The sequence below is a fragment of the Cupriavidus oxalaticus genome, assembly GCF_038900635.1.
In the GTDB taxonomy this organism is placed as follows: domain Bacteria; phylum Pseudomonadota; class Gammaproteobacteria; order Burkholderiales; family Burkholderiaceae; genus Cupriavidus; species Cupriavidus oxalaticus_B.
Genome location: NZ_JAYMRX010000015.1, coordinates 145,898 through 168,888 on the forward strand (window position 1 = coordinate 145,898; position 22,991 = coordinate 168,888).

Annotated in this window: 20 protein-coding genes; 10 read left to right on the plus strand and 10 right to left on the minus strand. The window is 68.3% G+C overall.

The features are described 5' to 3' along the window. Positions 1-91 precede the first annotated feature (91 nt). Entirely contained in the window at positions 92-337 is a 246-nt protein-coding gene (locus tag VSR71_RS22565) for a hypothetical protein (protein WP_342916019.1), read from the plus strand. A 49-nt stretch (positions 338-386) separates the two neighbouring features. Here VSR71_RS22565 and VSR71_RS22570 read toward each other — a convergent pair whose 3' ends face one another. Further along, complete coding sequence (locus tag VSR71_RS22570) at positions 387-1,175, minus strand: 5'-methylthioadenosine/adenosylhomocysteine nucleosidase (RefSeq protein ID WP_342916020.1); 789 nt, start codon at positions 1,173-1,175, stop codon at positions 387-389. A 140-nt stretch (positions 1,176-1,315) separates the two neighbouring features. Between VSR71_RS22570 and VSR71_RS22575 the strand changes: the two genes are divergently transcribed. From VSR71_RS22575 to VSR71_RS22585, 3 genes are read left to right on the plus strand one after another with little or no spacing between them, the layout of a single operon-like run. Next, entirely contained in the window at positions 1,316-2,353 is a 1,038-nt protein-coding gene (locus tag VSR71_RS22575; protein WP_342916021.1) for a DUF2157 domain-containing protein, read from the plus strand. Then, complete coding sequence (locus VSR71_RS22580) at positions 2,350-3,468, plus strand: DUF4401 domain-containing protein (protein ID WP_342916022.1); 1,119 nt, start codon at positions 2,350-2,352, stop codon at positions 3,466-3,468. The genes VSR71_RS22575 and VSR71_RS22580 overlap by 4 nt, the downstream gene beginning before the upstream one ends. Next, a complete protein-coding gene (locus VSR71_RS22585; protein WP_342916023.1) occupies positions 3,465-3,962 on the plus strand; it encodes a GDYXXLXY domain-containing protein in 498 nt (165 codons plus the stop codon). The genes VSR71_RS22580 and VSR71_RS22585 overlap by 4 nt, the downstream gene beginning before the upstream one ends. Positions 3,963-4,041: 79 nt before the next feature. On the opposite strand, the gene ychF is transcribed toward VSR71_RS22585, so the two are convergent. Continuing rightward, a complete protein-coding gene (ychF, locus tag VSR71_RS22590) occupies positions 4,042-5,133 on the minus strand; it encodes a redox-regulated ATPase YchF (RefSeq protein WP_342916024.1) in 1,092 nt (363 codons plus the stop codon). A 755-nt stretch (positions 5,134-5,888) separates the two neighbouring features. Here ychF and VSR71_RS22595 point away from each other — a divergent pair. From VSR71_RS22595 to VSR71_RS22615, 5 genes are all read left to right on the plus strand, one after another. Beyond that, positions 5,889-7,184 carry a UbiH/UbiF family hydroxylase gene (locus VSR71_RS22595; RefSeq protein ID WP_342916025.1) on the plus strand — a complete coding sequence of 432 codons (1,296 nt, stop codon included), beginning with the start codon at positions 5,889-5,891 and terminating at the stop codon, positions 7,182-7,184. Positions 7,185-7,227: 43 nt separating this feature from the next. Continuing rightward, complete coding sequence (locus VSR71_RS22600) at positions 7,228-7,986, plus strand: DsbC family protein (protein WP_342916026.1); 759 nt, start codon at positions 7,228-7,230, stop codon at positions 7,984-7,986. A 111-nt stretch (positions 7,987-8,097) separates the two neighbouring features. After that, a complete protein-coding gene (locus VSR71_RS22605) occupies positions 8,098-9,102 on the plus strand; it encodes an MDR family oxidoreductase (protein WP_342916027.1) in 1,005 nt (334 codons plus the stop codon). Between the two features lie 65 nt (positions 9,103-9,167). Then, positions 9,168-10,991, plus strand: coding sequence for a M61 family metallopeptidase (locus VSR71_RS22610; protein ID WP_342916028.1), 1,824 nt, complete (start codon positions 9,168-9,170; stop codon positions 10,989-10,991). Between the two features lie 45 nt (positions 10,992-11,036). Further along, positions 11,037-13,394 carry an FUSC family protein gene (locus VSR71_RS22615; protein ID WP_342916029.1) on the plus strand — a complete coding sequence of 786 codons (2,358 nt, stop codon included), beginning with the start codon at positions 11,037-11,039 and terminating at the stop codon, positions 13,392-13,394. 177 nt (positions 13,395-13,571) lie between these two features. On the opposite strand, the gene VSR71_RS22620 is transcribed toward VSR71_RS22615, so the two are convergent. Both VSR71_RS22620 and VSR71_RS22625 read right to left on the minus strand, forming a co-directional pair. Then, entirely contained in the window at positions 13,572-14,912 is a 1,341-nt protein-coding gene (locus VSR71_RS22620; protein WP_342916030.1) for a nitrate/sulfonate/bicarbonate ABC transporter ATP-binding protein, read from the minus strand. Between the two features lie 5 nt (positions 14,913-14,917). Continuing rightward, entirely contained in the window at positions 14,918-16,672 is a 1,755-nt protein-coding gene (locus VSR71_RS22625) for an ABC transporter permease subunit (protein WP_342916031.1), read from the minus strand. A gap of 229 nt (positions 16,673-16,901) precedes the next feature. Between VSR71_RS22625 and VSR71_RS22630 the strand changes: the two genes are divergently transcribed. Next, positions 16,902-17,180, plus strand: coding sequence for an acylphosphatase (locus VSR71_RS22630; RefSeq protein WP_342916032.1), 279 nt, complete (start codon positions 16,902-16,904; stop codon positions 17,178-17,180). Between the two features lie 4 nt (positions 17,181-17,184). On the opposite strand, the gene VSR71_RS22635 is transcribed toward VSR71_RS22630, so the two are convergent. The 6 genes from VSR71_RS22635 to trpE all read right to left on the minus strand — a co-directional run bounded on the left by VSR71_RS22635 (position 17,185) and on the right by trpE (position 22,861). Next, positions 17,185-17,958 (minus strand): uracil-DNA glycosylase, encoded by a 774-nt coding sequence (locus VSR71_RS22635; protein ID WP_342916033.1) that lies wholly within the window; start codon positions 17,956-17,958, stop codon positions 17,185-17,187. Positions 17,959-17,990: 32 nt separating this feature from the next. Next, positions 17,991-18,620: a CYTH domain-containing protein gene (locus tag VSR71_RS22640; protein ID WP_342916034.1), complete on the minus strand. Its 630-nt coding sequence runs from the start codon at positions 18,618-18,620 to the stop codon at positions 17,991-17,993. Positions 18,621-18,850: 230 nt separating this feature from the next. Beyond that, positions 18,851-19,654 (minus strand): indole-3-glycerol phosphate synthase TrpC, encoded by an 804-nt coding sequence (trpC, locus tag VSR71_RS22645; RefSeq protein ID WP_342916035.1) that lies wholly within the window; start codon positions 19,652-19,654, stop codon positions 18,851-18,853. An 11-nt stretch (positions 19,655-19,665) separates the two neighbouring features. Next, positions 19,666-20,691, minus strand: coding sequence for an anthranilate phosphoribosyltransferase (gene trpD, locus VSR71_RS22650; RefSeq protein ID WP_342916036.1), 1,026 nt, complete (start codon positions 20,689-20,691; stop codon positions 19,666-19,668). 62 nt (positions 20,692-20,753) lie between these two features. Next, complete coding sequence (locus VSR71_RS22655; RefSeq protein WP_342916037.1) at positions 20,754-21,323, minus strand: aminodeoxychorismate/anthranilate synthase component II; 570 nt, start codon at positions 21,321-21,323, stop codon at positions 20,754-20,756. 20 nt (positions 21,324-21,343) lie between these two features. Next, complete coding sequence (gene trpE, locus VSR71_RS22660; RefSeq protein WP_342916038.1) at positions 21,344-22,861, minus strand: anthranilate synthase component I; 1,518 nt, start codon at positions 22,859-22,861, stop codon at positions 21,344-21,346. Positions 22,862-22,991 lie beyond the last annotated feature (130 nt).

The following is a 22,991-nucleotide window of genomic DNA, read 5'->3' on the forward strand; positions in this document are numbered from 1 at the left end:
CGTCGCAACCGCGCTAGTTTGCAGTATCGTTACGGCGCGGTGCGCGGATGTGATCCAGGCGGCCGTGATTCAGGCTACACAGGAGAAGCGGATGCCGGGCACCTTGATCGTGGGTTTGCTGGTGGGGCTGGCGGCGCGCCGGCTGCACCCGGCCGGACGCGTCGTGACCCTGCCGGCCGCGCTGGTGCTGGGCGCGGCGGGCGCGGCGGCCGCTTTCTATGGCGGCCGCGCGCTGCACCTGTTCGTCGACGGGCAGCTCAGCAGCTGGCTGGCGGTGATCGGCGGCGCCGCTATCCTGGTGGGTGCCTGGGGCGCGGTCCGGCCGCGCGGACGGTAAAGACAGAACCGGCGCGGCGGTCGGAAATCTGCGCGCCGCTTGATCCTGGTCAGGTCCGCACGGGATCCGCTTCGGCGCGCGCGGCCAGGAGCCGGCGCAGCACGCCGTTGGAATAGTGGCTGGCCACTTCCTTCAGGAATGCCGCGAAATCCACATGGGCGGTATCGTCGGCCCGGTCCGACACCGTGCGCATGACCGCGTAGGGGACGCCGTATTCATGGCACACCTGCGCCACCGCGGCGCCTTCCATCTCCACCGCCAGCAGCCCGGGCAGCCGCTCGCGCAGTTCCGCCACCGCGGCCGGGGCGCCGATAAACTGGTCGCCGCTGGCAATCATGCCTTTGTGCAGCGCCGGCGTGGCCACGCCGAAGCGGGCCAGCACCTCCGGCGGCACGTCGGCGGCCAGGTCGAGCCGCAGGAAATCCGCGGCCGCGCCCTCCAGTTCCGCGGTCAGTGCCGGGTCGGCCGGGAACTCGGCGCGGTCCAGCAGCGGCACTTCATGGCGGCCGAAGAACGGGCGCGCGTCGAGGTCGTGCTGGACCGTCCGATCCGCGATGACGATGTCGCCGACGCTGGTGTCGGCGCCGACACCGCCGGCCAGCCCGGTAAAGACCACCTGGGTGGCGCCGAACTCCCGGATCAGCGTGACCGTGGTCGCCGAGGCTGCCACTTTGCCCATGCGCGCCAGCACCAGCACGCACGGCTGGCCGTACAGGTTGCCGACGTAATAGTCGCGCATGCCGATGGTGTGCACCGTGGCGCGGCTGTCGTCGTGGCGCATCGCGGCCACCAGGCCGTCGACTTCATCGTGGATGGCGGCAAGGATTCCCAGGGTCATGGGGCAGGCAGAGTGGAAGGCGGAAAACCAGAGCATACCGGCGCCCATGCGGCAGGCATAGCGCCGGCGCGCCGCAAGGCGGGTGCGATCCGGGCGCCGCTTTGCTAAAGTCCAACGCATCCGGGCACGCAAGGGCGAGCATGCAAGTCACCTCCACCGTGGCAAACGGCGAACGGCGCGCCATCCGCCGGGCACTGGCCGACTGGCGTGCACGCGGACGGCTGGCTGCCGAGGCGATCGCCGCCCCTTGGGCGCGCACCGAGCCGGCCGCTGCCGACTGGCGCCGCTGGCTCGACCAGGCGCTGATGGCGCTGGGCACCGCGTTGCTGTGCGCCGGCGTGATCGTTTTCTTTGCCTTCAACTGGCAAGACCTGCACAAGTTCTCCAAATTCGGCTTGCTCGCCGCCGCCATCACGGTGCTGGCCGCGTTCGCCTGGCTGCGACCCGCCGCCGACGCCGCCGGCCGCGCCGCGCTCGGGGGCGCGCAGGTGCTGGCCGGCGTGATGCTCGCCGTGATCGGCCAGACCTACCAGACCGGGGCCGATGCCTGGCAGCTGTTTGCGCTGTGGACGCTGCTGGCGGTGCCGTGGGCGCTGGCGGCGCGCGCGGCGCCGCACTGGTGGCTGGTGCTGGTGGTCGGCAACGTGGCGCTGCTGCGCTACTTCAGCATCCGTTTCGGCATGGAAGGCCTGTTCGCGCTGTTGTTCGACAGCCGCTACCTGCGCACCGCCACCCTGATCCTGCTGGGCGCGGTGCTGCTGCAACTGGCGCTGTGGCACCTGCTGGCCGCCCGCGCGCCCGGGCTGGGCTTTCGGGGACAGACCGGCAGCCGCTTGCTGGCGGCGCTCGCGTGCGTGCAGGCCGGCTCGCTGGGGCTGACCAGCCTGTTCGACAGCCGCTTCGATGCTCCGCCGTTCGCGATTGCAGTGGCCGTGCTGGCAGGGCTGGCGTGGTGGTACCGGCAACGCGCCTTCGATATCGTCGTGCTGAGCCTGACCTGCCTGACGGGCATCGTGCTGGTGGTGGCCGGACTCGGCAAGCTGCTGTTCGAGGGCAAGGGCGACTTCGGCGCGTTCCTGCTGCTCGGGCTGGTCACCATCGGCCTGGCCGCCGGCGCGGCGGCGTGGCTGATGCGCGCCTATCGTGCTCAACTGCGCGCCCAGCTGGAGCAGGCATGAACACCACCTTGCAGACCGAGCAACGGCTCTGGCGTGAACTGGCCGCGCGCGGCGCGGTGCAGGGCGAATGCCCGGAACACAGCCACGCGCCGTGGGCGGTGCGATGCCTGATGGGCGCGGCCGGCTGGCTTGGCGCCTTGTTTTTCCAGATGTTCCTGGTCGGGACCGTGTTCGTGGCCGCGCGCGAGAACGGCGTCGCCATGGCAGTGACCGGACTGGCCATGATCGCGCTGGCCGCGTTGCTGTACTGGCGTGGCGGCGGGATCGCTGCGAGCCAGTTCGCGCTGGCGGTCAGCCTGTGCGGGCAGGGAATGGCGGTGTATGGGCTGGTCGAGGCGCTCGATTTTAGGCGCGTGACCGAAACCGCCGGATTCTGGGGCGGCATCGCGCTGTTCGAAGGCGTGCTGGTTTTGCTGATGCCCAACCGGCTGCACCGGCTGCTGTCCGGGCTTGGCGTGTGGATCGGGCTGGCGGGCGCGATGTATCTTGTCCTGCCGCACGCGTCCGCTGATGACTGGCTGGCGCTGACGTGGACGCTCGGCTGGCTGGCGCCGCTGGGCTGCGCGCTGGTGACCGGCTTCACGCTGGCCGAGGCGCGCGTGTGCGCTGCGGGGCGGCATGCGCTGCTGGAGCCGCTCGCCGATGCCACGCTGCTGGCCGCACTCGCCATGGCGCTGGTGGTGACCGGGATGAGCCATCCGATGGCGTGGCTGTTCGATCCCGAGGCGGGGCGCCTGTCGGTCGCGCACTGGATCGGGGGCGCGCTGCTGACGCTGGTGCTGGCCGGCTTTGCCCTGGCCGAATGCCGCCGCCTGGCCACGGGCTCCGCCATGCAGGCGGCGGTGCTCGCCGGCACGCTCGCCTTTGGCGCGCTGATGGCCGCGGCGCCTGCCGTCGTCGCCGGCGCGCTGGCGCTGGCACTGGCCCTGCGCCGGGCCTCCATGGCCTGGATGGGCCTGGGCGTCGCCGCCATCGCCATCGGCTTTGTCTGGTACTACAGCGCGCTGCACTGGACCCTGCTGGCCAAGTCCGTCACGCTGGCCGCGGCGGGCGTCCTGTTGCTGGCCGGGCGCTACTGGCTGCTGCGCGGCCGCCCCGGCAAGGAGTTCGCATGAAGCGCTGGATCGTGATCGCCTGGGCGCTGACCCTGGCGCTGGCCGCCATCGGCATCGCCGGCAAGGAAACGCTGCTGGCCCGCGGCGACACCGTCTTGCTGCGGCTCGCGCCGGTCGATCCGCGCTCGCTGATGCAGGGCGACTACATGGCGCTGAACTTCGACATCGGCAACCAGATCCGCGCGGCGCAGGGGCCGGCGGAGCGCCGCCCGCGCGACGGAGTGGCCGTGATCCGGCGCGACGCGCAGGGCGTGGCCGGCTTCGTGCGGCTGCATGACGGCGGGCCGATGGGCGTGGGCGAGCAATTGCTGCGTTTCCAGGCGGCGAGGTCGCGCTGGGGCGGGGCGCAGGTGCAGGTGTCGACCGATGCGTACTTCTTCCAGGAAGGGCAGGGCGAGCGCTTTGCCGGGGCCATGTACGGGGAGTTCCGCGTGGGCGCGGATGGCCAGGCGTTGCTGGTGGGGCTGCGGGGGAAGGAACTGGAAAAGCTGTGAAGCGGCAGGGTGGCTCCGCTGCGCGCAGCAGAAAGCAAAAAACCCGCGAAATCGCGGGTTTTTTGTCGGCGGGGCTGGCTCAGACGTTGAACAGGAAGTTCATCACATCCCCGTCCTTCACCACGTATTCCTTGCCTTCAGCGCGCATCTTGCCGGCTTCCTTGGCGCCGTTCTCGCCCTTGAACGCGATGTAGTCGTCATAGGCAATGGTCTGCGCACGGATAAAGCCGCGTTCGAAGTCGGTATGGATCACGCCGGCCGCCTTGGGCGCGGTGTCGCCGACATGGATGGTCCAGGCGCGCACTTCCTTCACGCCGGCGGTGAAGTAGGTCTGCAGGCCCAGCAGCTTGAAGCCGGCGCGGATCACGCGGTCCAGGCCCGGTTCTTCCATGCCCAGGTCGGCCAGGAATTCGGCCTTGTCGGCGTCGTCCAGGTCTGCGATCTCGGCTTCGATGGCGGCGCAGACGGCAACCACCGGGGAATCGGTCTGCTTGGCGTACTCGCGCACCGCGTCGAGGTGCGGATTGTTTTCGAATCCGTCTTCAAGCACGTTGGCGACGTACATGGTCGGCTTGGCGGTGATCAGGCAGAACGGACGGATGGCATCCCATTCTTCCGGGGCCAGAGCGAGGGTGCGCACGGCCTTGGCCTGGTCGAGCACGGCTTGCGCCTTTTCCAGCACGGCGACCAGGCGCTGGGCTTCCTTGTCGCCGGCGCGGGCCGGCTTGACGTAGCGGGCCAGGGCCTTTTCCACGGTAGCCAGGTCGGCCAGAGCCAGTTCGGTGTTGATGACCTCGATGTCCGACAGCGGGTCGACCTTGCCGGCCACGTGGATCACGTTCTCGTCCTCGAAACAGCGCACCACGTGGGTGATGGCGTCGGTTTCGCGGATATTGGCCAGGAACTGGTTGCCCAGGCCTTCGCCCTTGGACGCACCCGCGACCAGGCCGGCGATGTCGACGAACTCGACGGTGGCCGGCAGGATGCGCTCAGGCTTGACGATCTCGGCCAGGTTGCCGAGCCTCGAATCCGGCACTTCGACCACGCCCACGTTGGGCTCGATCGTGCAGAACGGATAGTTTTCGGCGGCGATGCCGGCCTTGGTCAGGGCATTGAACAGCGTGGACTTGCCGACGTTGGGCAGGCCGACGATGCCGCATTTGAGGCTCATGGTCTTGTCTTAGGAAATCAAGGGTTTGCAGGATGCGGTCCGGTGCCTGGGCGGGCTGGCGACGGCACGAGGCGCGCCAGTCGCGGGACTGCATCGGACGAGGCAAACACGTCACATCGAGCGCAGGCTCGACGGCTGTGCGGGGTCTGCCACGGAAAACGGCAATTGTAACCCTATCGGGCCTTCGGGTAGATGCGTGGGCACCGTCCCCCGCCATATAAAAACCCCATACAAAACAAGACGGCCAGGAATGCATTCCTGGCCGTTGCGTGAGCGCCGCTTCCGCTCAATCGGAATCCACGACGTTCATGCGCCGTCAGTGAACTGGTCCCGCTTGTCAGTGGTCTTGGCGCCGTCCGTAAACATGTCGCGCCTGTCGATTGCCCTTGCACCATCCAGGAACACGTCCCGCCGGTCGATTGACCGTGCTCCATCCGAATACACATCGAACTTGGAAACCTTGGCGCCGTCGGTATAAACGTCCCGCGGGCCAGTCGTGCCTCCGAATGCCGATCCCCCTACAACCGCGATACTAGCCGCGGCAAGCCAAAGCGCCCTCTTCAACATTGTTCCACCTCCCTTCAGGTGGTTCGTCCCCGGTCAGAAACATTTCGTTTCAATATAGGCTGTGTGTTTCCGAACTTGAGCCCGTGCACGGATTGATTTGTCATAAGCCTAATGACCTGAGGAAATAATGAACGGCCCATCCAACCCCGCCCGCCAGGCCCCCGGAGTGACGTAGCTATAATCCAGCCATGACCCGATCCCACGCGTCCGCGCGCCACGCTGTGCGCAATTCCTCCGCTTTCCAGGCTACCGTCGTTGGCGGCGGCATCGTCGGCAAGTCCTGTGCCTTGTTGCTGGCCCAGCAGGGTATGGACGTGGCGCTGGTGGCGCCGAAGCCGCCCCGCGGCGTCGGCCGCGCGCCGGCAGGGCCGGAGGACTGGGACAGCCGTATCTATGCGTTCTCCGCCAGTTCGCAGGCGCTGCTGGAGCGGATGCGCGTGTGGGAGGCGCTGGACCCGGCGCGGATCCAGCCGGTGCGCGACATGCGCGTCTTTGGCGACGTCAGCGCCGCCGAAACCTCGCCCAGCCTGGACGGCGACCTGCATTTCTCCGCCTACGCCGCCGCGGTGCCGCAGCTGGCGTGGATCGTTGAATCCGGCCATGTCGAGCGCGCGCTCGACACCGCGCTCGGCTTCCAGCACCAGGTGAGCTGGCACGACGGCACCGCCAGCGTGTGCGAGCGCGATCCGGAGGGCATTACCCTGACGCTGGACAATGGCACCCGGCTGCGCACGGCGCTGGCGATTGGCGCCGACGGCGCGCGCTCGTGGCTGCGCCAGCAGTGCCACATCGGCGTCAGCACGCGCAAGTACCGCCAGCTCGGCGTGGTCGCCAACTTTGCCTGTGCGCGTGCGCACCACGAGACCGCCTGGCAGTGGTTCCTGGGCGCGCCGGAAAAGCTGATGGCCGACGAAGAGCCTGCCAACGGCGAGGTGCTGGCGATGCTGCCGTTGCCCGGCAACCATGTCTCGATGGTCTGGTCGGCAGACGAAGCGCATGCGCGCGACCTGCTCGCGCTGTCGCCCGAGGCGCTTGCCGCCACCGTGATGCAGGCCGCCGCCGGCGCGGTCGGCAGCCATTTCGGCACGCTGCGCTGCGTGACGCCGGCGCAGGGCTTCCCGCTGGTGCTGCAGCGCGCCGACCAGTTCGTGCAGCCGCACGTGGCGCTGGTCGGCGACGCCGCCCACGTGGTGCACCCGCTGGCCGGGCAGGGCATGAACCTGGGCCTGCGCGATGTCGCGGAACTTGGCCGCGTGATGGCCGACAAAGAACCTTTCCGCAGCGAGGGCGACCTGCGCCTGCTGCGCCGCTACGAGCGCGCGCGCGCCACCGACCTGCTGTCGCTGACCGCGGCCACCGACGGGCTGCACCGCTTGTTCTCGCTGCCTGGCGGCGTGGCACGCGTGGTGCGCAACACCGGCATGCGCGCGGTGGGCGGCCAGCCGCTGCTCAAGCGCTTCCTGATCGGGCGCGCGCTCGGCTGACGCCACGCGCCCCGAACGATCACCGAATACCCCTGGAGCCCACATGTTTCAATTCCTGCGCCGCAACCCTGTCCGCAGCGCCGCCGTCACCGCCGTCGTTGGCGGCCTGGCCGCGGCCGGCTTTGCCCTGCATGCCATGGCGGCGGCCGAGCCCGGCACCGACCGCATCAAGGAGTCGCTGCAGAAGGTGCTGGGCGGCCGCGCCGAAGTGAAGAGCATCAGCAAGACCCCGGTGCCGGGGCTGTTCGAAGCCAATATCGGCGGGCAGGTGGTTTATACCGACAGCACCGGCCGCTACATCCTCAACGGCGAGATGATCGACACCCGCACCGGCACCAACCTGACCGAAGAGCGGATGGCCGAGATCAACCGCATCAAGTGGTCGGATCTGCCGCTGGCGCGCGCGATCAAGTGGACCAAGGGCGATGGCAGCCGGCAGCTCGCGGTGTTCTCCGACCCGAACTGCGGCTACTGCAAGCGCATCGAGCAGACCTTCCAGCAGATGGACAACATCACGGTGTACACCTTCCTGTACCCGGTGCTGTCGCCGGACTCGGAGACCAAGGCCAAGCAGGTCTGGTGCGCTGCAGACCGCACCAAGGCGTGGCGCGACTGGATGCTCAAGCATGTGGCGCTGACCGGCAACGGCAGTTGCCAGACGCCGCTGCAGGAAAACCTGGCGCTGGGCCAGAGCATGAATGTCACCGGCACGCCGGCGGTGTTCTTCATGGACGGCACCCGCATCCCGGGCGCGGCCGACGTGGCCACGCTGGAAAAGAAGCTCGCAAGCGTCAAGAAATAAGCGCGCGCCGGCACCGTCCCGGCTCGATCGACGGCCGGACCTGTCCGGCCGTTCTGCTTTGCGCTTTCCCCTCATTCCCAGGCGACCGCCGCCAGGCGGCAAGGAGACACCATGACGTTCCAGGCATTGCTGCTGACCCAGGCCGACGGCACCACCCAGGCCAATCTCGCCACGCTTGACGAAGCGCAGTTGCCCGCCGAGGGCGACGTGCTGGTCGCCGTGGACTACTCCACCATCAACTTCAAGGACGGCCTTGCGATCACGGGCCGCTCGCCGGTGGTGCGCAAGTGGCCGATGGTGGCGGGCATCGACGGCGCCGGCACGGTGCTGGAATCGTCCAGCCCGCGCTGGCAGGCCGGCGACAAGGTGGTGCTGAACGGCTACGGCGTGGGCGAGACCCACTGGGGCTGCCTGGCGCAGCGCGCGCGGCTGAAGGGCGACTGGCTGGTGCGCCTGCCCGACGCCTTCACCACGCGCCAGGCCATGGCGATCGGCACCGCCGGCTATACCGCGATGCTGTCGGTGCTGGCGCTGGAGCGCGGCGGCGTCAACGGCCCGGTGCAGCCCGGCGATGGCGAGGTGCTGGTGACCGGCGCTTCCGGCGGCGTGGGCTCGGTCGCGATCGCCGTGCTGAGCAAGCTGGGCTACAAGGTGGTGGCGTCGACCGGCAAGACCAATGAAGCGGATTTTTTGAAGGCACTGGGCGCTGCCGATGTCATCGACCGCGCCGAGCTTGGCGCGCCCGGCAAGCCGCTGCAGAAGGAACGCTGGGCCGCGGTGGTGGATTCGGTCGGCTCGCATACCTTGGTCAACGCGTGTGCGCAGGTGCGCTACGGCGGCGTGGTGACAGCTTGCGGGCTGGCGCAGGGCATGGACTTCCCGGCATCGGTGGCGCCATTCATCCTGCGCGGCGTGACGCTGCACGGCATCGACAGCGTGATGGCGGCCATGGCGCTGCGCGAGCGCGCGTGGCAGCGGCTGGCGAGCGACCTGGAGCCGGATCGCCTGAACGCGATCACGCGCGAGATCGGGCTGGCCGAGGCGATCGACGCCGGCCGCAGGATCGTGGAAGGCGGCATGCGCGGCCGCGTGGTGGTCGACGTCAATCGCGCCTGAGCGGCGACCGGCTGCTTCACAAGCGTTGGCGGGCCCAGCAGTGCGCCGACGTTACAATCCTGCCCATGACGCCGATCCGCTACGCCATCGCCCCGCTTGCGCCCGAGGCGCACCTGTTTGCCGTCACCGTCACGGTGAGCGAGCCCGATCCCGCCGGCCAGCGCTTCACGCTGCCCGCGTGGATCCCGGGCAGCTACATGATCCGCGACTTCGCCCGCCATATCGTGCGCATCCGCGCGGATGCCGGCGGACGCGAAGTCCCGCTGACCAAGCTCGACAAGCAGAGCTGGCGGGCCGCGCCGGTGAGCCTGTCGGAAGGCCCGCTGACGCTGAGCTACGAAGTCTATGCCTGGGACCTGTCGGTGCGTGCGGCGCACCTGGACGCCACCCATGGCTTCTTCAACGGCAGCTCGGTGTTCCTGTGCGTCGAAGGCCAGGCCGAGCGGCCATGCACCGTCGATATCCACGCCCCCGAAGGCGAGGCTTACCGCGGCTGGCGTGTCGCCACCGCAATGCCGGAAGCGCCGGGCCGCGACGGCGCCAAGCGCTACGGCTTCGGCCGCTACCAGGTCGCCGACTACGACGAACTGGTCGACCATCCGGTGGAGATGGGCAATTTCCAGCTCGCCAGCTTCCGTGCGTGCGGCGCGCAGCACGACGTGGTCTTCACCGGCCGCGTGCCCAACCTCGATCTCGAGCGCGTGTGCCGCGACCTCAAGCGCATCTGCGAAACCCAGATCCGCCTGTTCGAACCCCGCAGCGCCGAGGCGCCGTTCCTGGACAGCAACCGCCGCTACGTCTTCATGACGATGGTCACCACCGACGGCTACGGCGGCCTCGAGCACCGCGCCAGTACCGCGCTGATGTGCGCGCGCAATGACCTGCCGGTCCGCGGCACGAGCGACGACGGCGACACCAGCGAGGGCTACCGCACTTTCCTGGGCCTGTGCAGCCATGAGTATTTCCACACCTGGAACGTCAAGCGCATCAAGCCCGCCGCGTTCGTGCCATACCGGCTGGCCGAGGAAACCTACACGCCGCTGCTGTGGCTGTTCGAGGGCTTCACCAGCTACTACGACGACCTGGTGCTGGTGCGCTCGGGCTGCGTGACCGAGGCCCAGTACGTCGAGATGCTGGGCAAGACCTGGAACGGCGTGCTGCGCGGCAACGGCCGCACCAAGCAGAGCGTGGCCGAAAGCTCGTTCGATGCCTGGACCAAGTACTACCGCCAGGATGAGAATGCGCCCAATGCCATCGTCAGCTACTACACCAAGGGGTCGCTGGTGGCACTGGCGCTGGACCTGACCATCCGCGCCAAGACGCGCGGACGGCGCTCGCTCGACGATGTCATGCGCGCGCTGTGGCGCCGCTACGGGCGCGGCTTCTATGCGCCCGGCGCAACGCAGCGTGGCGTGACCGAGCCGGAGGTCTATGCGTTGTTCGACGAAGTGACCGGCCTGAAGCTGGGCGGCCTGCTGCGCTCGCTGACCGAAGGCACGGGCGAACTGCCGCTGGCGGCGCTGTTCAGGGACTTCGGCGTCAAGGCCGAGGCGCAGAAGCCGTCGCGCACCGCGGCGCTGGGCATCAAGGTCAAGACCGACGACGGCTGGGTACGCGTCACGCAGGTGCTGGACGGTGGCGCGGCGCAGGCTGCAGGCTTGTCGGCCGGCGATCTGCTGGTGGCCATCGATGGCCTGCGCGTAGCGCCGGGCCAGATCGACAAGCTGCTGGGACGCTACCGCACCGGCGACCGCGTCGACCTGCACGCCTTCCGCCGCGACGACCTGCAGGTGCTGCCGGTCACGCTGGCGCGCGAGCCCGCGGCGCAGTTCAAGGTCAAGCTGGCGGACGGCAGGCATGCGGCGCGCTCGCGCTGGCTGGGCCAGTGACGTAGCGCTGCAATCTCCACAACCTGGCCCCCGCCGCTTCGCCGCATGCAATACGCGCACGACCCCCGCACCTTCCTGTATTCGCACTACGTGTACCGGGGGCTGCGCTCGGCCACCGGGGTGATCGGCGCCACGCTGATCGCGCTGCAGTTCTCCGACCTGCCCACCGCGATGGTGGTGTCGATGGGCGCGCTGTGCACCAGCCTGATGGACCTGCCCAGCCCGCTGAACCACAAGTTCAACGAGATGCTGGCGAGCGTGCTGCTGTGCAGCGCGGTGACGCTGGTGGTGGCGCTGACCACGCCGTTCCCGCGCGTGATGCCGTTCGTGCTGGTGCTGGTGACGTTCCTCGCCGCCATGATGACGGTGTACGGGAACAAGACCCTGCCGCTGCAATTCGCGGCGCTGTTCGTGATGACGCTCACGATCAACGAGGACTTCGTGGTCGAGCGCGCGCTGGTGCATGCGGCGCAGTTCAGCGCCGGCGCGGTGGCCTACCTTGGCTACGCGATGCTGGTCAGCTGGCTGACCGAGCGCCGCACCAGGCAGCAGGTGCTGGCCGAGTCGCTGTACGAGCTGGCCGGCTACCTCGAGATCAAGGCCGGCTTCTACGATGCCGGCAACGACTACGATGCCCAGTTCAACCAGCTGGTGCGCCAGCAGATCGTGGTGGCCGAGCGCCAGCAGGCCGCGCGCGACCTGGTGCTGCGCGGCAACCGCACGCCGCATGACGGGCTGCTGGTGCAGGTGCACCTGCGCATGCTCGACCTGTACGAGTACGTGTTGTCCACCAACACCGACTACCCGCTGCTGCGCCAGACCTTCGGCGGCACGCCGGTGCTCGACCACCTGCGCGGGCTGGTGGTGCTGATGTGCAAGGACGTGGAAGAGATCGCCTACGAGGTCACGCGCGGGCGCGGCTCGTACGGCATCGTGGAATACCGCGGGGGCCTGCGCGCGGTCGAGGCCGAGATCGCGCAGCTGCGCCACCACCACATCAACCCGGCGGCGATGACCGCGCTGGCCGAGACGCTCGACATGATCCGCGGCGCGATCACGCTGATCGGCCAGTTGCACGAGGCCTCGCGCACCCCGGTGGAACCGGCCAAAGTGCTGCCGGGCAGCGACATGACGCCATTCCTGACGCGCCAGAAGTACGAGCTGGGCGTGCTGCGCGAAAACCTGCACTGGCGCTCGCCTGCGTTCCGCTTTGCGCTGCGCATGTCGATGGCGGTGGCGCTGGGGCTGTGGGTCACCAACCACCTGCCGTACGTCTCGCACAGCTACTGGATCCTGCTGACCATCATCGTCATCCTGAAGCCCAACTTCAGCATGACCAAGCAGCGCTACAACGACCGCGTGATCGGCACGCTGATCGGCTGCGTGGTGGCGGTGGGCATTCTGAAGGTGGTGGACGAGCCGCTGATACTGCTGGGCGTGCTGTTCCTGGCGCTGGTGGCCAGCGCCGCGTTCGTGACCATCAAGTACCGCTACACCGCGATCGCGGCCTGCATCCAGGTGCTTATCCAGATCAACCTGCTGATGCCGGGCAGCCCGACGGTCGCGGGCGAGCGGCTGGTCGATACGGTGATCGGCGGCATCATCGCCTCGCTGTTCAGCTTCGTGCTGCCGAGCTGGGAATACCGCGCCATCCCCAAGCTGGTGGAGAACGTGCTGCAGGCCAACCGCCGCTATATCGCCGCCACGCGCGACCTGCTGCTGCGCCGGGCCAAGGACGACTTTGCCTATCGCGTGCAGCGCAAGCAGTTCATGGACAACCTGTCGGCGCTGATCTCGTCGTTCCAGCGCATGCTGGACGAGCCCAAGAGCCGGCATCGCGCGGTCGACAACCTGAACCGCTTTATCGTGCAGAACTACCTGGTGGCGGCGCACGTGGCGGCGGCGCGGATCCAGGTGCGGCAGCACTACGATGAGCTCGATATTCCCGCTGCCGAGGCGGCGATCGAGCAGGCTACCGAAGCGGCTCGCAGCAGCCTGCAGCTGGCCAGCGAGCGGCTGCATGCCGACGAGCGTGGCGGCGGGCGCGGTGCGGGCTTTATCCGCCGCGAACGCGCGCCGGTCGCGGCCGAAGTACAGGTACCGCTGGCGGTAGCGGCGGGACCGGCGATGGGCGCTGCCGCCGATGTTGCCGAAGCCGCGGAGGATGCGGCGGCCGAGCGCCGGGCGCGGCTGGCGGACTCGGCGGACAAGCGCCGCAACGATACGCTGGTGCAGGCCGCCGCGGCGGGCGAGTCGAGCGAACAGGCCGGGCCGACGTCCAGCTCCACCGGCCGTCCCGCCAATGCGGTGCTGGAGCGCCGGCTGCGCGCGCTGCGCGAGGATGCCGCCAAGATCGCACTGCGCACGGGAGCGATCGGCCGCGCGATGCGGGCGCGGTCGTAGAGCACTTAGCGCAGGTAGCTTCCGCGGGTTTGCTCCCCTCTCCCGCTTGCGGGAGAGGGGCAGGGGGTGAGGGCAGGCGCTTGCAGCAGGCTAGGCGTTCACTTCGTGGTACCGCCCGCCCTCACCCCCGGCCCCTCTCCCACTGGCGTGGGAGAGGGGAGCAAACCGGCGGCATGCTCAAGCCCCGTGCCCAGCCGGCATCTCATCCTCCGGCAGCGTCAACATCCCGCTGTTATAGCTGTACTCAAAGATCTCCCCATACCGCCCCCACCCGATCGCCACGCTCAGCACGCGCTCGGCCTCGGCCGGCTTCAGGAACTGCTCAAGCTCGTTCAGCACCTGTTCCTCGCCGATCTCGCCCGCTTCGCTCGCCACCAGCTCACGCCGGATATGCGCGGCCAGCGCGACGTTGGCGAGCAGCTGCCGGCCGAATATCGCCTTGCGCTGCTGCGGCCCGGCGGCATAGTACGCGCGGCCCGCTTCGGTGGCGCTGATGTCGCCGGCCTCGATCGACACCAGCTGCACCAGCTGCAATGCCTCGCATGCGGGCAGCAGGTCGTCGTCGGTCAGGCCGGCTTCGTCGGCCAGGTGCGGCAGGTCGGCGCGGCAGTGGAAGGGCGCCTCGCACAGCAGGTCCAGGATGGCTTCCATCTGGCTGATATCGGCGTCCGGCAAGCGGTAGCCGATCTTGCGCGCGGGGGCCTGCGCCGGCAGCCGTGCCTCGGCAGCCGGCGCGGTCATCAGCGCGTAGATCTCGTCGACCAGCGCGCGCACCTGCGCGCTGTCGCGGTTGCGCGGGCGCGGCAGCGTGACCGGCACCTCGGCGCGGATGCGGCCGGGATCGCTTGACAGGATCACGATGCGGTCGGCCATCATCACCGCCTCTTCGATGTTGTGCGACACGATCAGGATGCTGCGGATATTGGCGCGCCCGCTTTCCCACAGCGCCAGCATCTCGTCGCGCAGCGTCTCGCCGGTCAGCACGTCCAGCGCGGAGAAGGCTTCGTCCATCAGCAGCAGGTCGGGCTCGGTCACCAGCGCGCGCGCAATGCCCACGCGCTGGCGCATGCCGCCGGACAGCTCGCGCGGCAGCGCGCTGTTGAAGCCGGCCAGCCCGATCATGTCGATCGCAGCCTCGGCGCGGCGCTCGCGCTCGGCCCTGGGCACGCCTTGCGCTTCGAGACCCAGCTCGACGTTCTGCCGCACCGTCAGCCACGGGAACAGCGCGAACGACTGGAACACCATGGCGATGCCTTCGGCGGTGCCCGCGAGGCGCTCGCCGCGGAAATGCACTTCGCCCCGGTCGGCGCCGACCAGCCCGGCCATGATGCGCAGCAGCGTCGACTTGCCCGAGCCGGACTTGCCCAGCATCGCGACGATCTCGCCCTCGCGCAGCGTCAGGTCGACGCCTTCAAGCACGGCGCGGTCGCTCTGGCTGGCAGTGCGGAAGATCTTGCCGACGCCGCGCAGCTCGATCACGGCGGGTGCGGTGGTGGTCTGGTTGAGGTATTCGGCCATGGTGATTACAGGCGGGTGCGCTCTTGCGCGAGTTGGTACAGGCGGTTCCACAGCAGCCGGTTGAAGCCGACCACGAACAACGCCATCACGCCGATGCCCAGCGCGATGCGCGGAAAGTCGCCGCGCGCGGTGGTCTCGGCGATATAGCTGCCGAGCCCGGTGGCGACGATGGTGCGGTCGCCCCAGGTCACGTACTCGGACACGATGCTGGCGTTCCACGAACCGCCGGCGGCGGTGACCAGGCCGGTCAGCAGGCTCGGGAATACCGCCGGGATCAGGAAGCGCTTCCACAGCAGCCAGCCGCGCAGCCCGAAATTGCGCGCCGCCAGCTTCAGCTCGGTAGGGATGCCTGAAGCGCCCGCCACTACGTTGAACAGGATGTACCACTGCGTGCCGAAGATCAGCAGCGGGCTCAGCCAGATCTCGGGGTTCAGCCCGAAGCGCGCGATCAGCATCACCGCCAGCGGGAACATCAGGTTGGCCGGGAACGCGGCCAGGAACTGCGCCACCGGCTGCGCAACACGCGCCAGCTCGGGGTTCAGGCCGATGCGGATGCCGATCGGCACCCACACCAGCGCCGCCAGCGCGATCAGCACCACCACGCGCACCATGGTGATGGTGCCGAGCCACAGCACGTGGCCGACTTCGGCCCAGCCGACCTCGCTGTGGACGAAATAGCCGACGCGTACCAGCGCGGCCAGCGCCACCAGCACGATCACGGCATCACGTAAGCGGCCAAGCCACTGCGCGCGGCGCGGATCGGCGTGCGGTGCGACAGCATGCGAGCGCCCCCGCGCGCCCCACGCCAGCGTGCGCGAGGCCAACGCCGCCGTCTGCGCCAGCAGCGCGCCGACCCACGCCGAGCGCCGCAGCAGGTCCAGCAGCCACGACTGCGGCAGCTTGTCCTGCGCCAGCGTCTCGAAGCGGAAGCGGTCGGCCCATGCCACCAGCGGGCGGAACAGCAGCTGGTCGTACAGCAGGATGCCGACCAGCATCGCCAGGATGGCCCAGCCGATCGCGGCCAGGTCCTGCTGCTGGATCGCCAGCGCGATGTAGGAGCCGATGCCCGGCAGGCGGATGTCATGGCCCGACACCGAGATCGCCTCGGACGCGACCACGAAGAACCAGCCGCCCGACATCGACATCATCATGTTCCACAGCAGTCCCGGCATCGCGAACGGTACTTCCAGCCGCCAGAAGCGCTGCCATGGCGAGAGCCGGAACATGGCCGCGGCTTCCAGCAGGTCGCCCGGGATGGTGCGGAACGACTGGTACAGGCTGAACGCCATGTTCCATGCCTGCGAGGTGAAGATGGCAAAGATCGCCGCGCATTCCACGCCGGCGATATTGCCGGGGAACAGCGCGATAAAACCCGTCACCGTGATCGACAGGAAGCCCAGCACCGGGATCGACTGCAGGATATCCAGCGCCGGCACCAGCACCTTCTCGGCGGTGCGGCTCTTGGACGCCAGCGCCGCGAACGCCAGCGAGAACAGCAGCGATGCCGCCAGCGCCGCCAGCATGCGGATGCTGGTGCGCATCAGGTAGTAGGGCAGGTAGGCCACGTCCAGGTGCACCGCCAGCTGCTGGTCGGGGTGGAACGGGGCATTCATCTGCTGCGCGGCGAACGCGATCATCACGATCACGGCCAGGATGATCGGCAGCAGCGCCAGGTCGAAGCGGTTGGGCGGCGCGCGCAGCAGCTGGCTGTCGAAGCCAGGCGCGGGCAGGTCCGCGCGGCGGTTGGCGGGTGGCATCATGGCGCTTCTCTGGCTGTGTCGAGCTGTGTGGGGCTGGCAGGGCGAAGGCTTGTGGCCTGCCCCGGGTTCGCGGCCCCGGCGGACCATGGCATAGCCCGCATGCCGCCGGCTCCACGCTGATCACGCCGGGCGGCGCGCATCCCTTTGTAACGCCCGGCATGGCGGTCTAGTTTACTTGGTGTCGATGACAGAACGCGCACGCCTGGCGTGCGCTCACGGGGAAACGGCCATGAAGAAGGCAACCTGGCGGCTGGTCGCGCATGGGCGCGTGCAGGGCGTTGGCTATCGCGCCGCTTGCGCGGACGCGGCGGACGAACTCGGGCTGGGCGGCTGGGTGCGCAACCGGGTCGACGGCACCGTCGAGGTGATGGCGCACGGCACGGTCAAGCAGCTCGAAGCGCTGCAGGCGTGGATGGAAACGGGCCCGCCCGCGGCGCAAGTGACGTTTGTCGAGGTCGGCTCCGGGGAAGGGGAGTTTGCCGGTTTCGAGTTCCGGCCGACGATCTAGCGGATCAGGCGGCGGTCCAGTCGACCGGCGTGCGGCCGTGGGTTTCCAGCCATCGGTTGGCTTCGCGGAAATGGCCGCAGCCGAGAAAGCCGCGATGCGCCGACAGCGGGGAGGGATGCGGCGCTTCGAGCACGCGGTGACCGTCGCCCAGCAATGGCTTCTTCGCCTGCGCGTGGCTGCCCCACAGCATGAACACCAGGTTCGGGCGGCTCGCCGCCAGCGCGTGGATCAGGCAGTCGGTGACCGCTTCCCAGCCGCGGCGCGCGTGGCTGGCGGCTTGGCCCTGCTCGACCGTCAGCACGGTGTTGAGCAGCAGCACGCCCTGGCGTGCCCAGCCTTCCAGGTTGCCCGAAATGCGCGGCGAGGCGCCATCCGTGCCGAATTCGGCGGCGATTTCCTTGAAGATATTGCGCAGGCTCGGCGGCACCTTGATGCCTTCCGGCACCGAGAACGCCAGGCCGTGCGCCTGCGGCAGCTCCACGCCGCCGACCGTGCCGGTGCCGTGGTACGGATCCTGGCCCAGGATCACCACCTTGACCGCATCCGGTGGCGTCAGGTGCAGCGCGTGGAAGACGTGGTGCGGAAACACCGGCTTGCCGGCGGCGCGTTCGCCATCGACAAAGGCGGCCAGTTCCTGCCATGCCGGCACGGTGATGCAGGGCGCCAGCAGTGCGCGCCAGGCGGCGGGGAGGGCATCGGCCTGGGCCTGCAGGCTGGCGGCGGGGGAGGGCTCGCCGGGCGCGCGTGGCGCTTCGGCGGCGAAGAGATCGGCTTGCATGCGTGAGGAATGCCTGGCGGGAAAAACCGCGATTATGACGCCTTGCCTTCGGCGATTCCCGCCAGGCGGTAGCCGCGCGCGGCTTTGCTGAGGTCGGACGGCACCAGCGCGGCCACGGCGGCAAGCCTTGCGGCAAAGGCGCGCAGGGCATTGGCCGCGTGCGCGGCGTCGCCGTCGAGCCATTCCAGTTCGAGTTCCTGGATGCGTTCCTGCACGGCGCTGGCCGGTGCGGTGATGGTGCCGGAGTCCAGCGCCGCCTCGATGCGGGCGCCGTCCTGCGTGACGATCCAGGTGCGGCGGACGAAGTCGGTGCGGAACACCGGTGCCAGCTTGCCGACCAGTGGCGCGAGCATGGTTTGCGCTTCAGCGGGAAAGGTCTGCAGCTCGATCGCCTCACCGGCGATCCCGGTTTCCCATTCATTGCGCGCGGCCAGTCCGCCCTGGCTGCTGCCAGCGGTTTTCAGGGTCTGCAGCCATTGCGCGCCCTTGCGCCGCAGGCGCAGCGCGGCGCGGGACTGGGCCAGGTCGTGCGCCGGCGTGTCGAGGTAGACGTTGAGCAGCGTCGCTTCGCCTTGCGGCTGGCCGTTGGCGTCGAGCCAGGCGGCCAGCGGGGCGAGGGCGGCGTCGGGGACGGCGAGTTTGAGTTCGATTTCTTGCGGCATGGCGGGTGGGAATTCAAGGAGTTGGATCGGGCGATGATTTCCCAATCACCACCAGCCGGTCCCCTCTCCCGCTTGCGGGAGAGGGTTAGGGAGAGGGCCGGAGGTCGTGTACTGACACGCCATATCGCGAGGCACACGCCTGCCCTCTCCCCCAACCCCTCTCCCGCGGGCGGGAGAGGGGAGCAGAAATGCGGCAGCGCTTGCTTTAACGCACGGCCGGAAAACGGCCCTCAGGCAAACAAGCGCGCCAACTCCACCCCCGGATCCGGCGCCCGCATGAACGCCTCACCCACCAGGAACGCATGCACATTGGCATCGCGCATGCGCTTCACGTCCGCCGGCCCGAGAATGCCGGATTCGGTCACCACCAGCTTGTCGGCCGAGATATGCGGCAGCAGGTCCAGCGTATTGTCCAGCGATACCTCGAACGTGCGCAGGTTGCGGTTGTTCACACCGAGCAGTGGTGTCTTCAGCCGCAGCGCGGCTTCGAGCTCATCGTCGCCGTGGACCTCCACCAGCACGTCCATGCCGAGTTCCAGCGCGCAGGCTTCGAGCTCGGCCATCAGGCCATGGTCGAGCGCGGCGACGATCAGCAGGATGCAGTCGGCGCCCCAGGTGCGGGCCTCGTAGACCTGGTACAGGTCGACCATGAAGTCCTTGCGCAGCGCAGGCAGCGGGCAGGCGCCGCGCGCGCGCTTGAGGAAATCGGCATGGCCCTGGAAGAAGTTCACGTCGGTCAGCACCGACAGGCAGGCGGCGCCGTGCGTGGCATAGCTCTCGGCGATGGCCTCGGGCACGAAATTTTCGCGCAGCACGCCCTTCGACGGCGAAGCCTTCTTCACCTCCGCGATCACGCCGGCATGGCCAGCGGCGATCTTGTCGCGCAGCGAGCGCTCGAAACCGCGCGGCGCCAGGTCGGCTTCGGTGCCCAGGCTCTCGGCCTCGGCGCGCAGGCTGGGCAGGTCGCGCTTCTTGCGCGCGGCGGACACTTCGTCGGCCTTCACGGCCAGGATTTTTTCCAGGATATCTGACATATCTGCGCCTCTTATTTGAACTGCTGCGTGGCGCGCACGAACTGGTCGAGCTTCTCGCGCGCAGCCCCGCTGGCGATGGCCTCGCGCGCGCGGCGGATGCCGTCTTCGACCGAGTCGGCGACGTTGGCGGCATACAGCGCGGTGCCGGCGTTCAGCGACACGATCTCGCGCGGCGTGCCCGGCACGTTGGACAGCGCCTCGAGCAACATCTCCTTCGATTCCCCCGCATCGGCCACCTTCAGGCCGCGGTTGGAGATCATCGACAGGCCGAAGTCTTCCGGATGGATCTCGTATTCGCGCACTTCGCCGTCCTTCAGCTCGCCGACCAGCGTGGCGGCACCCAGCGACACCTCGTCCATGCCGTCCTTGCCGTAGACGACAATCGCATGCCTGGCGCCCAGGCGCTGCATCACGCGCACCTGGATGCCGACCAGGTCAGGATGGAACACGCCCATCAGGATATTGGGCGCATCGGCCGGGTTGGTCAGCGGGCCCAGGATATTGAAGATGGTGCGCACGCCCATTTCCTTGCGGATCGGCGCCACGTTCTTCATCGCCGGATGGTGCGTGGGCGCGAACATGAAGCCGATGCCGGTCTCTTCGATGCACTGGCCGACCTGCTCGGGCGTCAGCATGATGTTGACGCCCAGCGCCTCGAGCACGTCGGCGCTGCCCGACTTGGAACTGACGCCGCGGTTGCCGTGCTTCGCGATCTTCGCACCGGCTGCGGCCGCGACAAACATCGAAGCGGTCGAGATATTGAAGGTATGCGAGCCATCGCCGCCGGTGCCGACGATATCGACGAAGTTCTCGCGATCCTTCACCGACACCTTGTTGGCGAATTCGCGCATCACCTGCGCGGCGGCGGAGATCTCGCCGATGGTTTCCTTCTTGACGCGCAGGCCGGTCAGGATCGCGGCGGCCATCACCGGCGAGATCTGGCCCTGCATGATCTGCCGCATCAGGTGCAGCATCTCGTCATGGAAGATTTCGCGGTGCTCGATGCAGCGCGTCAGGGCTTCTTGCGGCGTGATCATGGCGTTCTCGTTGACAGTCTGGATGGCGTGATGGGTGCTGGAAGGCGCAGAGTCGAGCAGCCTCATCGCGGCGCCTTGACGAAGTTGGCCAGCATCGCATGGCCATGCTCGGACAGGATCGATTCGGGATGGAACTGCACGCCTTCGATGGCGAGCGTCTTGTGGCGCACGCCCATGATTTCGCCGTCCGGGGTCCAGGCGGTGATCTCCAGGCAATCGGGCAGGGTCTCGCGCTCGATCGCCAGGGAATGATAGCGCGTCACGTCGAAGTGCTTGGGCAGGCCGCTGAACACGCCTTGCTGCGTGGTCTCGATGGTGCTGACCTTGCCGTGCATCACCTGCTTGGCGCGGATCACCTTGCCGCCGAACGCCTCGCCGATGGCCTGGTGGCCCAGGCACACGCCCAGCATCGGCACCTTGCCGGCAAAGTGCTGCAGCGTCGCCACCGAGATCCCGGCTTCCTTGGGGCTGCACGGGCCGGGCGATACGCAGATGTGGTCGGGCTTCATCGCCTCGATCTCTTCGATGGTGATCTCGTCGTTGCGGTAGGTGCGCACGTCCACGCCCAGTTCGCCAAAATATTGGACCAGGTTGTAGGTGAACGAATCGTAGTTGTCGATCATCAGCAGCATGGCGTCTGTCTCCTGTTCTCTCAGATATCGGAGTCCAGGCCATCCTGGACCTGCTCGGCGGCGCGGATCACGGCGCGCGCCTTGGCTTCGGTTTCCCTCCATTCGGCTTCGGGGTCCGAATCGGCAACGATGCCGGCGGCGGCCTGCACATACAAGTTGCCGTCCTTGATGATACCGGTGCGGATGGCAATGGCGAGGTCCATCTCGCCGCCGAACGACAGGTAGCCCACCGCGCCGCCATAGATGCCGCGCTTGCGCGGCTCCAGCTCGTCGATGATCTCCATCGCATGCACCTTGGGCGCGCCCGACAGCGTGCCGGCCGGGAAGGTCGCGCGCAGCACGTCGAGGTTGCTCATGCCTTCGCGCAGCGTGCCTTCGACCGAGCTGACGATATGCTGCACGTGCGAGTACTTCTCGATCACCATCTTGTCGGTGACCTTGACCGAGCCGGTCTCGGCAATGCGGCCGATGTCGTTGCGCGCCAGGTCGATCAGCATCACGTGCTCGGCGATTTCCTTTGGGTCGTTCAGCAGCTCGGTGGCAAGCTGGGCGTCCTTTTCCGGCGTATTGCCGCGCGGGCGGGTGCCGGCCAGCGGGCGGATGGTGACGATGTGTTCGCTGCGGGTGTCGCTATTGGTGCCGACCTTGCGTTCCTCCTGGCGCACCAGGATTTCCGGCGACGCGCCCACCACCTGGAAATCGCCGAAGTTATAGAAATACATGTACGGCGACGGGTTCAGCGAACGCAGCGCGCGGTACAGCGACAGCGGCGAGTCGCGGTAAGGCTTCATCAGCCGCTGGCCGATTTGCACCTGCATCATGTCGCCGGCCATGATGTATTCCTTGGCCTTGTGCACCGCGGTCAGGTAGTCCGCCTTGGCGAATTCGCGGTAGACCTCGGTCTGCACCGACGGGCTGGTCACCGGCACGTCCACCGGCTGGCGCAGCTTCATGCGCAGCTCGCGCAGGCGCTGGCGGGCGCGAGGATAGGCTTCGGGCGTGGTCGGGTCGGCGTAGACGATCAGGTAGAGCTTGCCCGACAGGTTGTCGATCACGGCCAGCTCTTCGCACAGCAGCAGCTGGATATCGGGCAGGTTCAGGTCGTCGGGTTTCTGCGTGTCGGCGAGCTTCTTTTCGATATAGCGCACCGCGTCGTAGCCGAAGTAGCCGGCCAGGCCGCCGCAGAAGCGGGGCAGGCCCGGGCGCAGCGCCACCTTGAAGCGGCTCTCGAACTCGCCAATGAAGTCGAGGGGATTGCCTTCGTTGGTTTCCACCACCTTGCCGTCGGTCACCACCTCGGTGCGGTTGCCGAAGGCGCGCAGCAGCGTGCGCGCATGCAGGCCGATGAAGGAATAGCGCCCGAAGCGCTCGCCGCCCACCACCGATTCCAGCAGGAAGGTGTTGACGCCGCGCGTCTGCGACTGGGCCAGCTTCAGGTACAGCGACAGCGGCGTTTCCAGGTCGGCAAAGGCCTCGGCGATCAGCGGGATGCGGTTGTAGCCCTGGTCGGCCAGCGATTTGAATTCCAGTTCGGTCATGTCGGTCCTCTTGCGGTCCTTTTGTGCGGCGTCGCTGCGCGATGAGGTTGGGCGCGGCGCCGCAGTTCGGCAATCAGGCTGGAGCGAATGGATACCCGCCCCGTCTGGCGGGCCGTGGTGCAGGCAAGTT

Coding starts and splice junctions, on each gene's coding strand:
- VSR71_RS22655 (WP_342916037.1), bottom strand. CDS start 21,323: ATGCTGCTGATGATCGACAACTACGATTCGTTCACCTACAACCTGGTC.
- ychF (WP_342916024.1), bottom strand. CDS start 5,133: ATGAGCCTCAAATGCGGCATCGTCGGCCTGCCCAACGTCGGCAAGTCC.
- VSR71_RS22615 (WP_342916029.1), top strand. CDS start 11,037: ATGCAATACGCGCACGACCCCCGCACCTTCCTGTATTCGCACTACGTG.
- VSR71_RS22585 (WP_342916023.1), top strand. CDS start 3,465: ATGAAGCGCTGGATCGTGATCGCCTGGGCGCTGACCCTGGCGCTGGCC.
- VSR71_RS22620 (WP_342916030.1), bottom strand. CDS start 14,912: ATGGCCGAATACCTCAACCAGACCACCACCGCACCCGCCGTGATCGAG.
- trpE (WP_342916038.1), bottom strand. CDS start 22,861: ATGACCGAACTGGAATTCAAATCGCTGGCCGACCAGGGCTACAACCGC.
- VSR71_RS22625 (WP_342916031.1), bottom strand. CDS start 16,672: ATGATGCCACCCGCCAACCGCCGCGCGGACCTGCCCGCGCCTGGCTTC.
- VSR71_RS22595 (WP_342916025.1), top strand. CDS start 5,889: ATGACCCGATCCCACGCGTCCGCGCGCCACGCTGTGCGCAATTCCTCC.
- trpC (WP_342916035.1), bottom strand. CDS start 19,654: ATGTCAGATATCCTGGAAAAAATCCTGGCCGTGAAGGCCGACGAAGTG.
- VSR71_RS22570 (WP_342916020.1), bottom strand. CDS start 1,175: ATGACCCTGGGAATCCTTGCCGCCATCCACGATGAAGTCGACGGCCTG.
- VSR71_RS22630 (WP_342916032.1), top strand. CDS start 16,902: ATGAAGAAGGCAACCTGGCGGCTGGTCGCGCATGGGCGCGTGCAGGGC.
- VSR71_RS22610 (WP_342916028.1), top strand. CDS start 9,168: ATGACGCCGATCCGCTACGCCATCGCCCCGCTTGCGCCCGAGGCGCAC.
- VSR71_RS22580 (WP_342916022.1), top strand. CDS start 2,350: ATGAACACCACCTTGCAGACCGAGCAACGGCTCTGGCGTGAACTGGCC.
- VSR71_RS22605 (WP_342916027.1), top strand. CDS start 8,098: ATGACGTTCCAGGCATTGCTGCTGACCCAGGCCGACGGCACCACCCAG.
- VSR71_RS22635 (WP_342916033.1), bottom strand. CDS start 17,958: ATGCAAGCCGATCTCTTCGCCGCCGAAGCGCCACGCGCGCCCGGCGAG.
- VSR71_RS22640 (WP_342916034.1), bottom strand. CDS start 18,620: ATGCCGCAAGAAATCGAACTCAAACTCGCCGTCCCCGACGCCGCCCTC.
- trpD (WP_342916036.1), bottom strand. CDS start 20,691: ATGATCACGCCGCAAGAAGCCCTGACGCGCTGCATCGAGCACCGCGAA.
- VSR71_RS22575 (WP_342916021.1), top strand. CDS start 1,316: ATGCAAGTCACCTCCACCGTGGCAAACGGCGAACGGCGCGCCATCCGC.
- VSR71_RS22565 (WP_342916019.1), top strand. CDS start 92: ATGCCGGGCACCTTGATCGTGGGTTTGCTGGTGGGGCTGGCGGCGCGC.
- VSR71_RS22600 (WP_342916026.1), top strand. CDS start 7,228: ATGTTTCAATTCCTGCGCCGCAACCCTGTCCGCAGCGCCGCCGTCACC.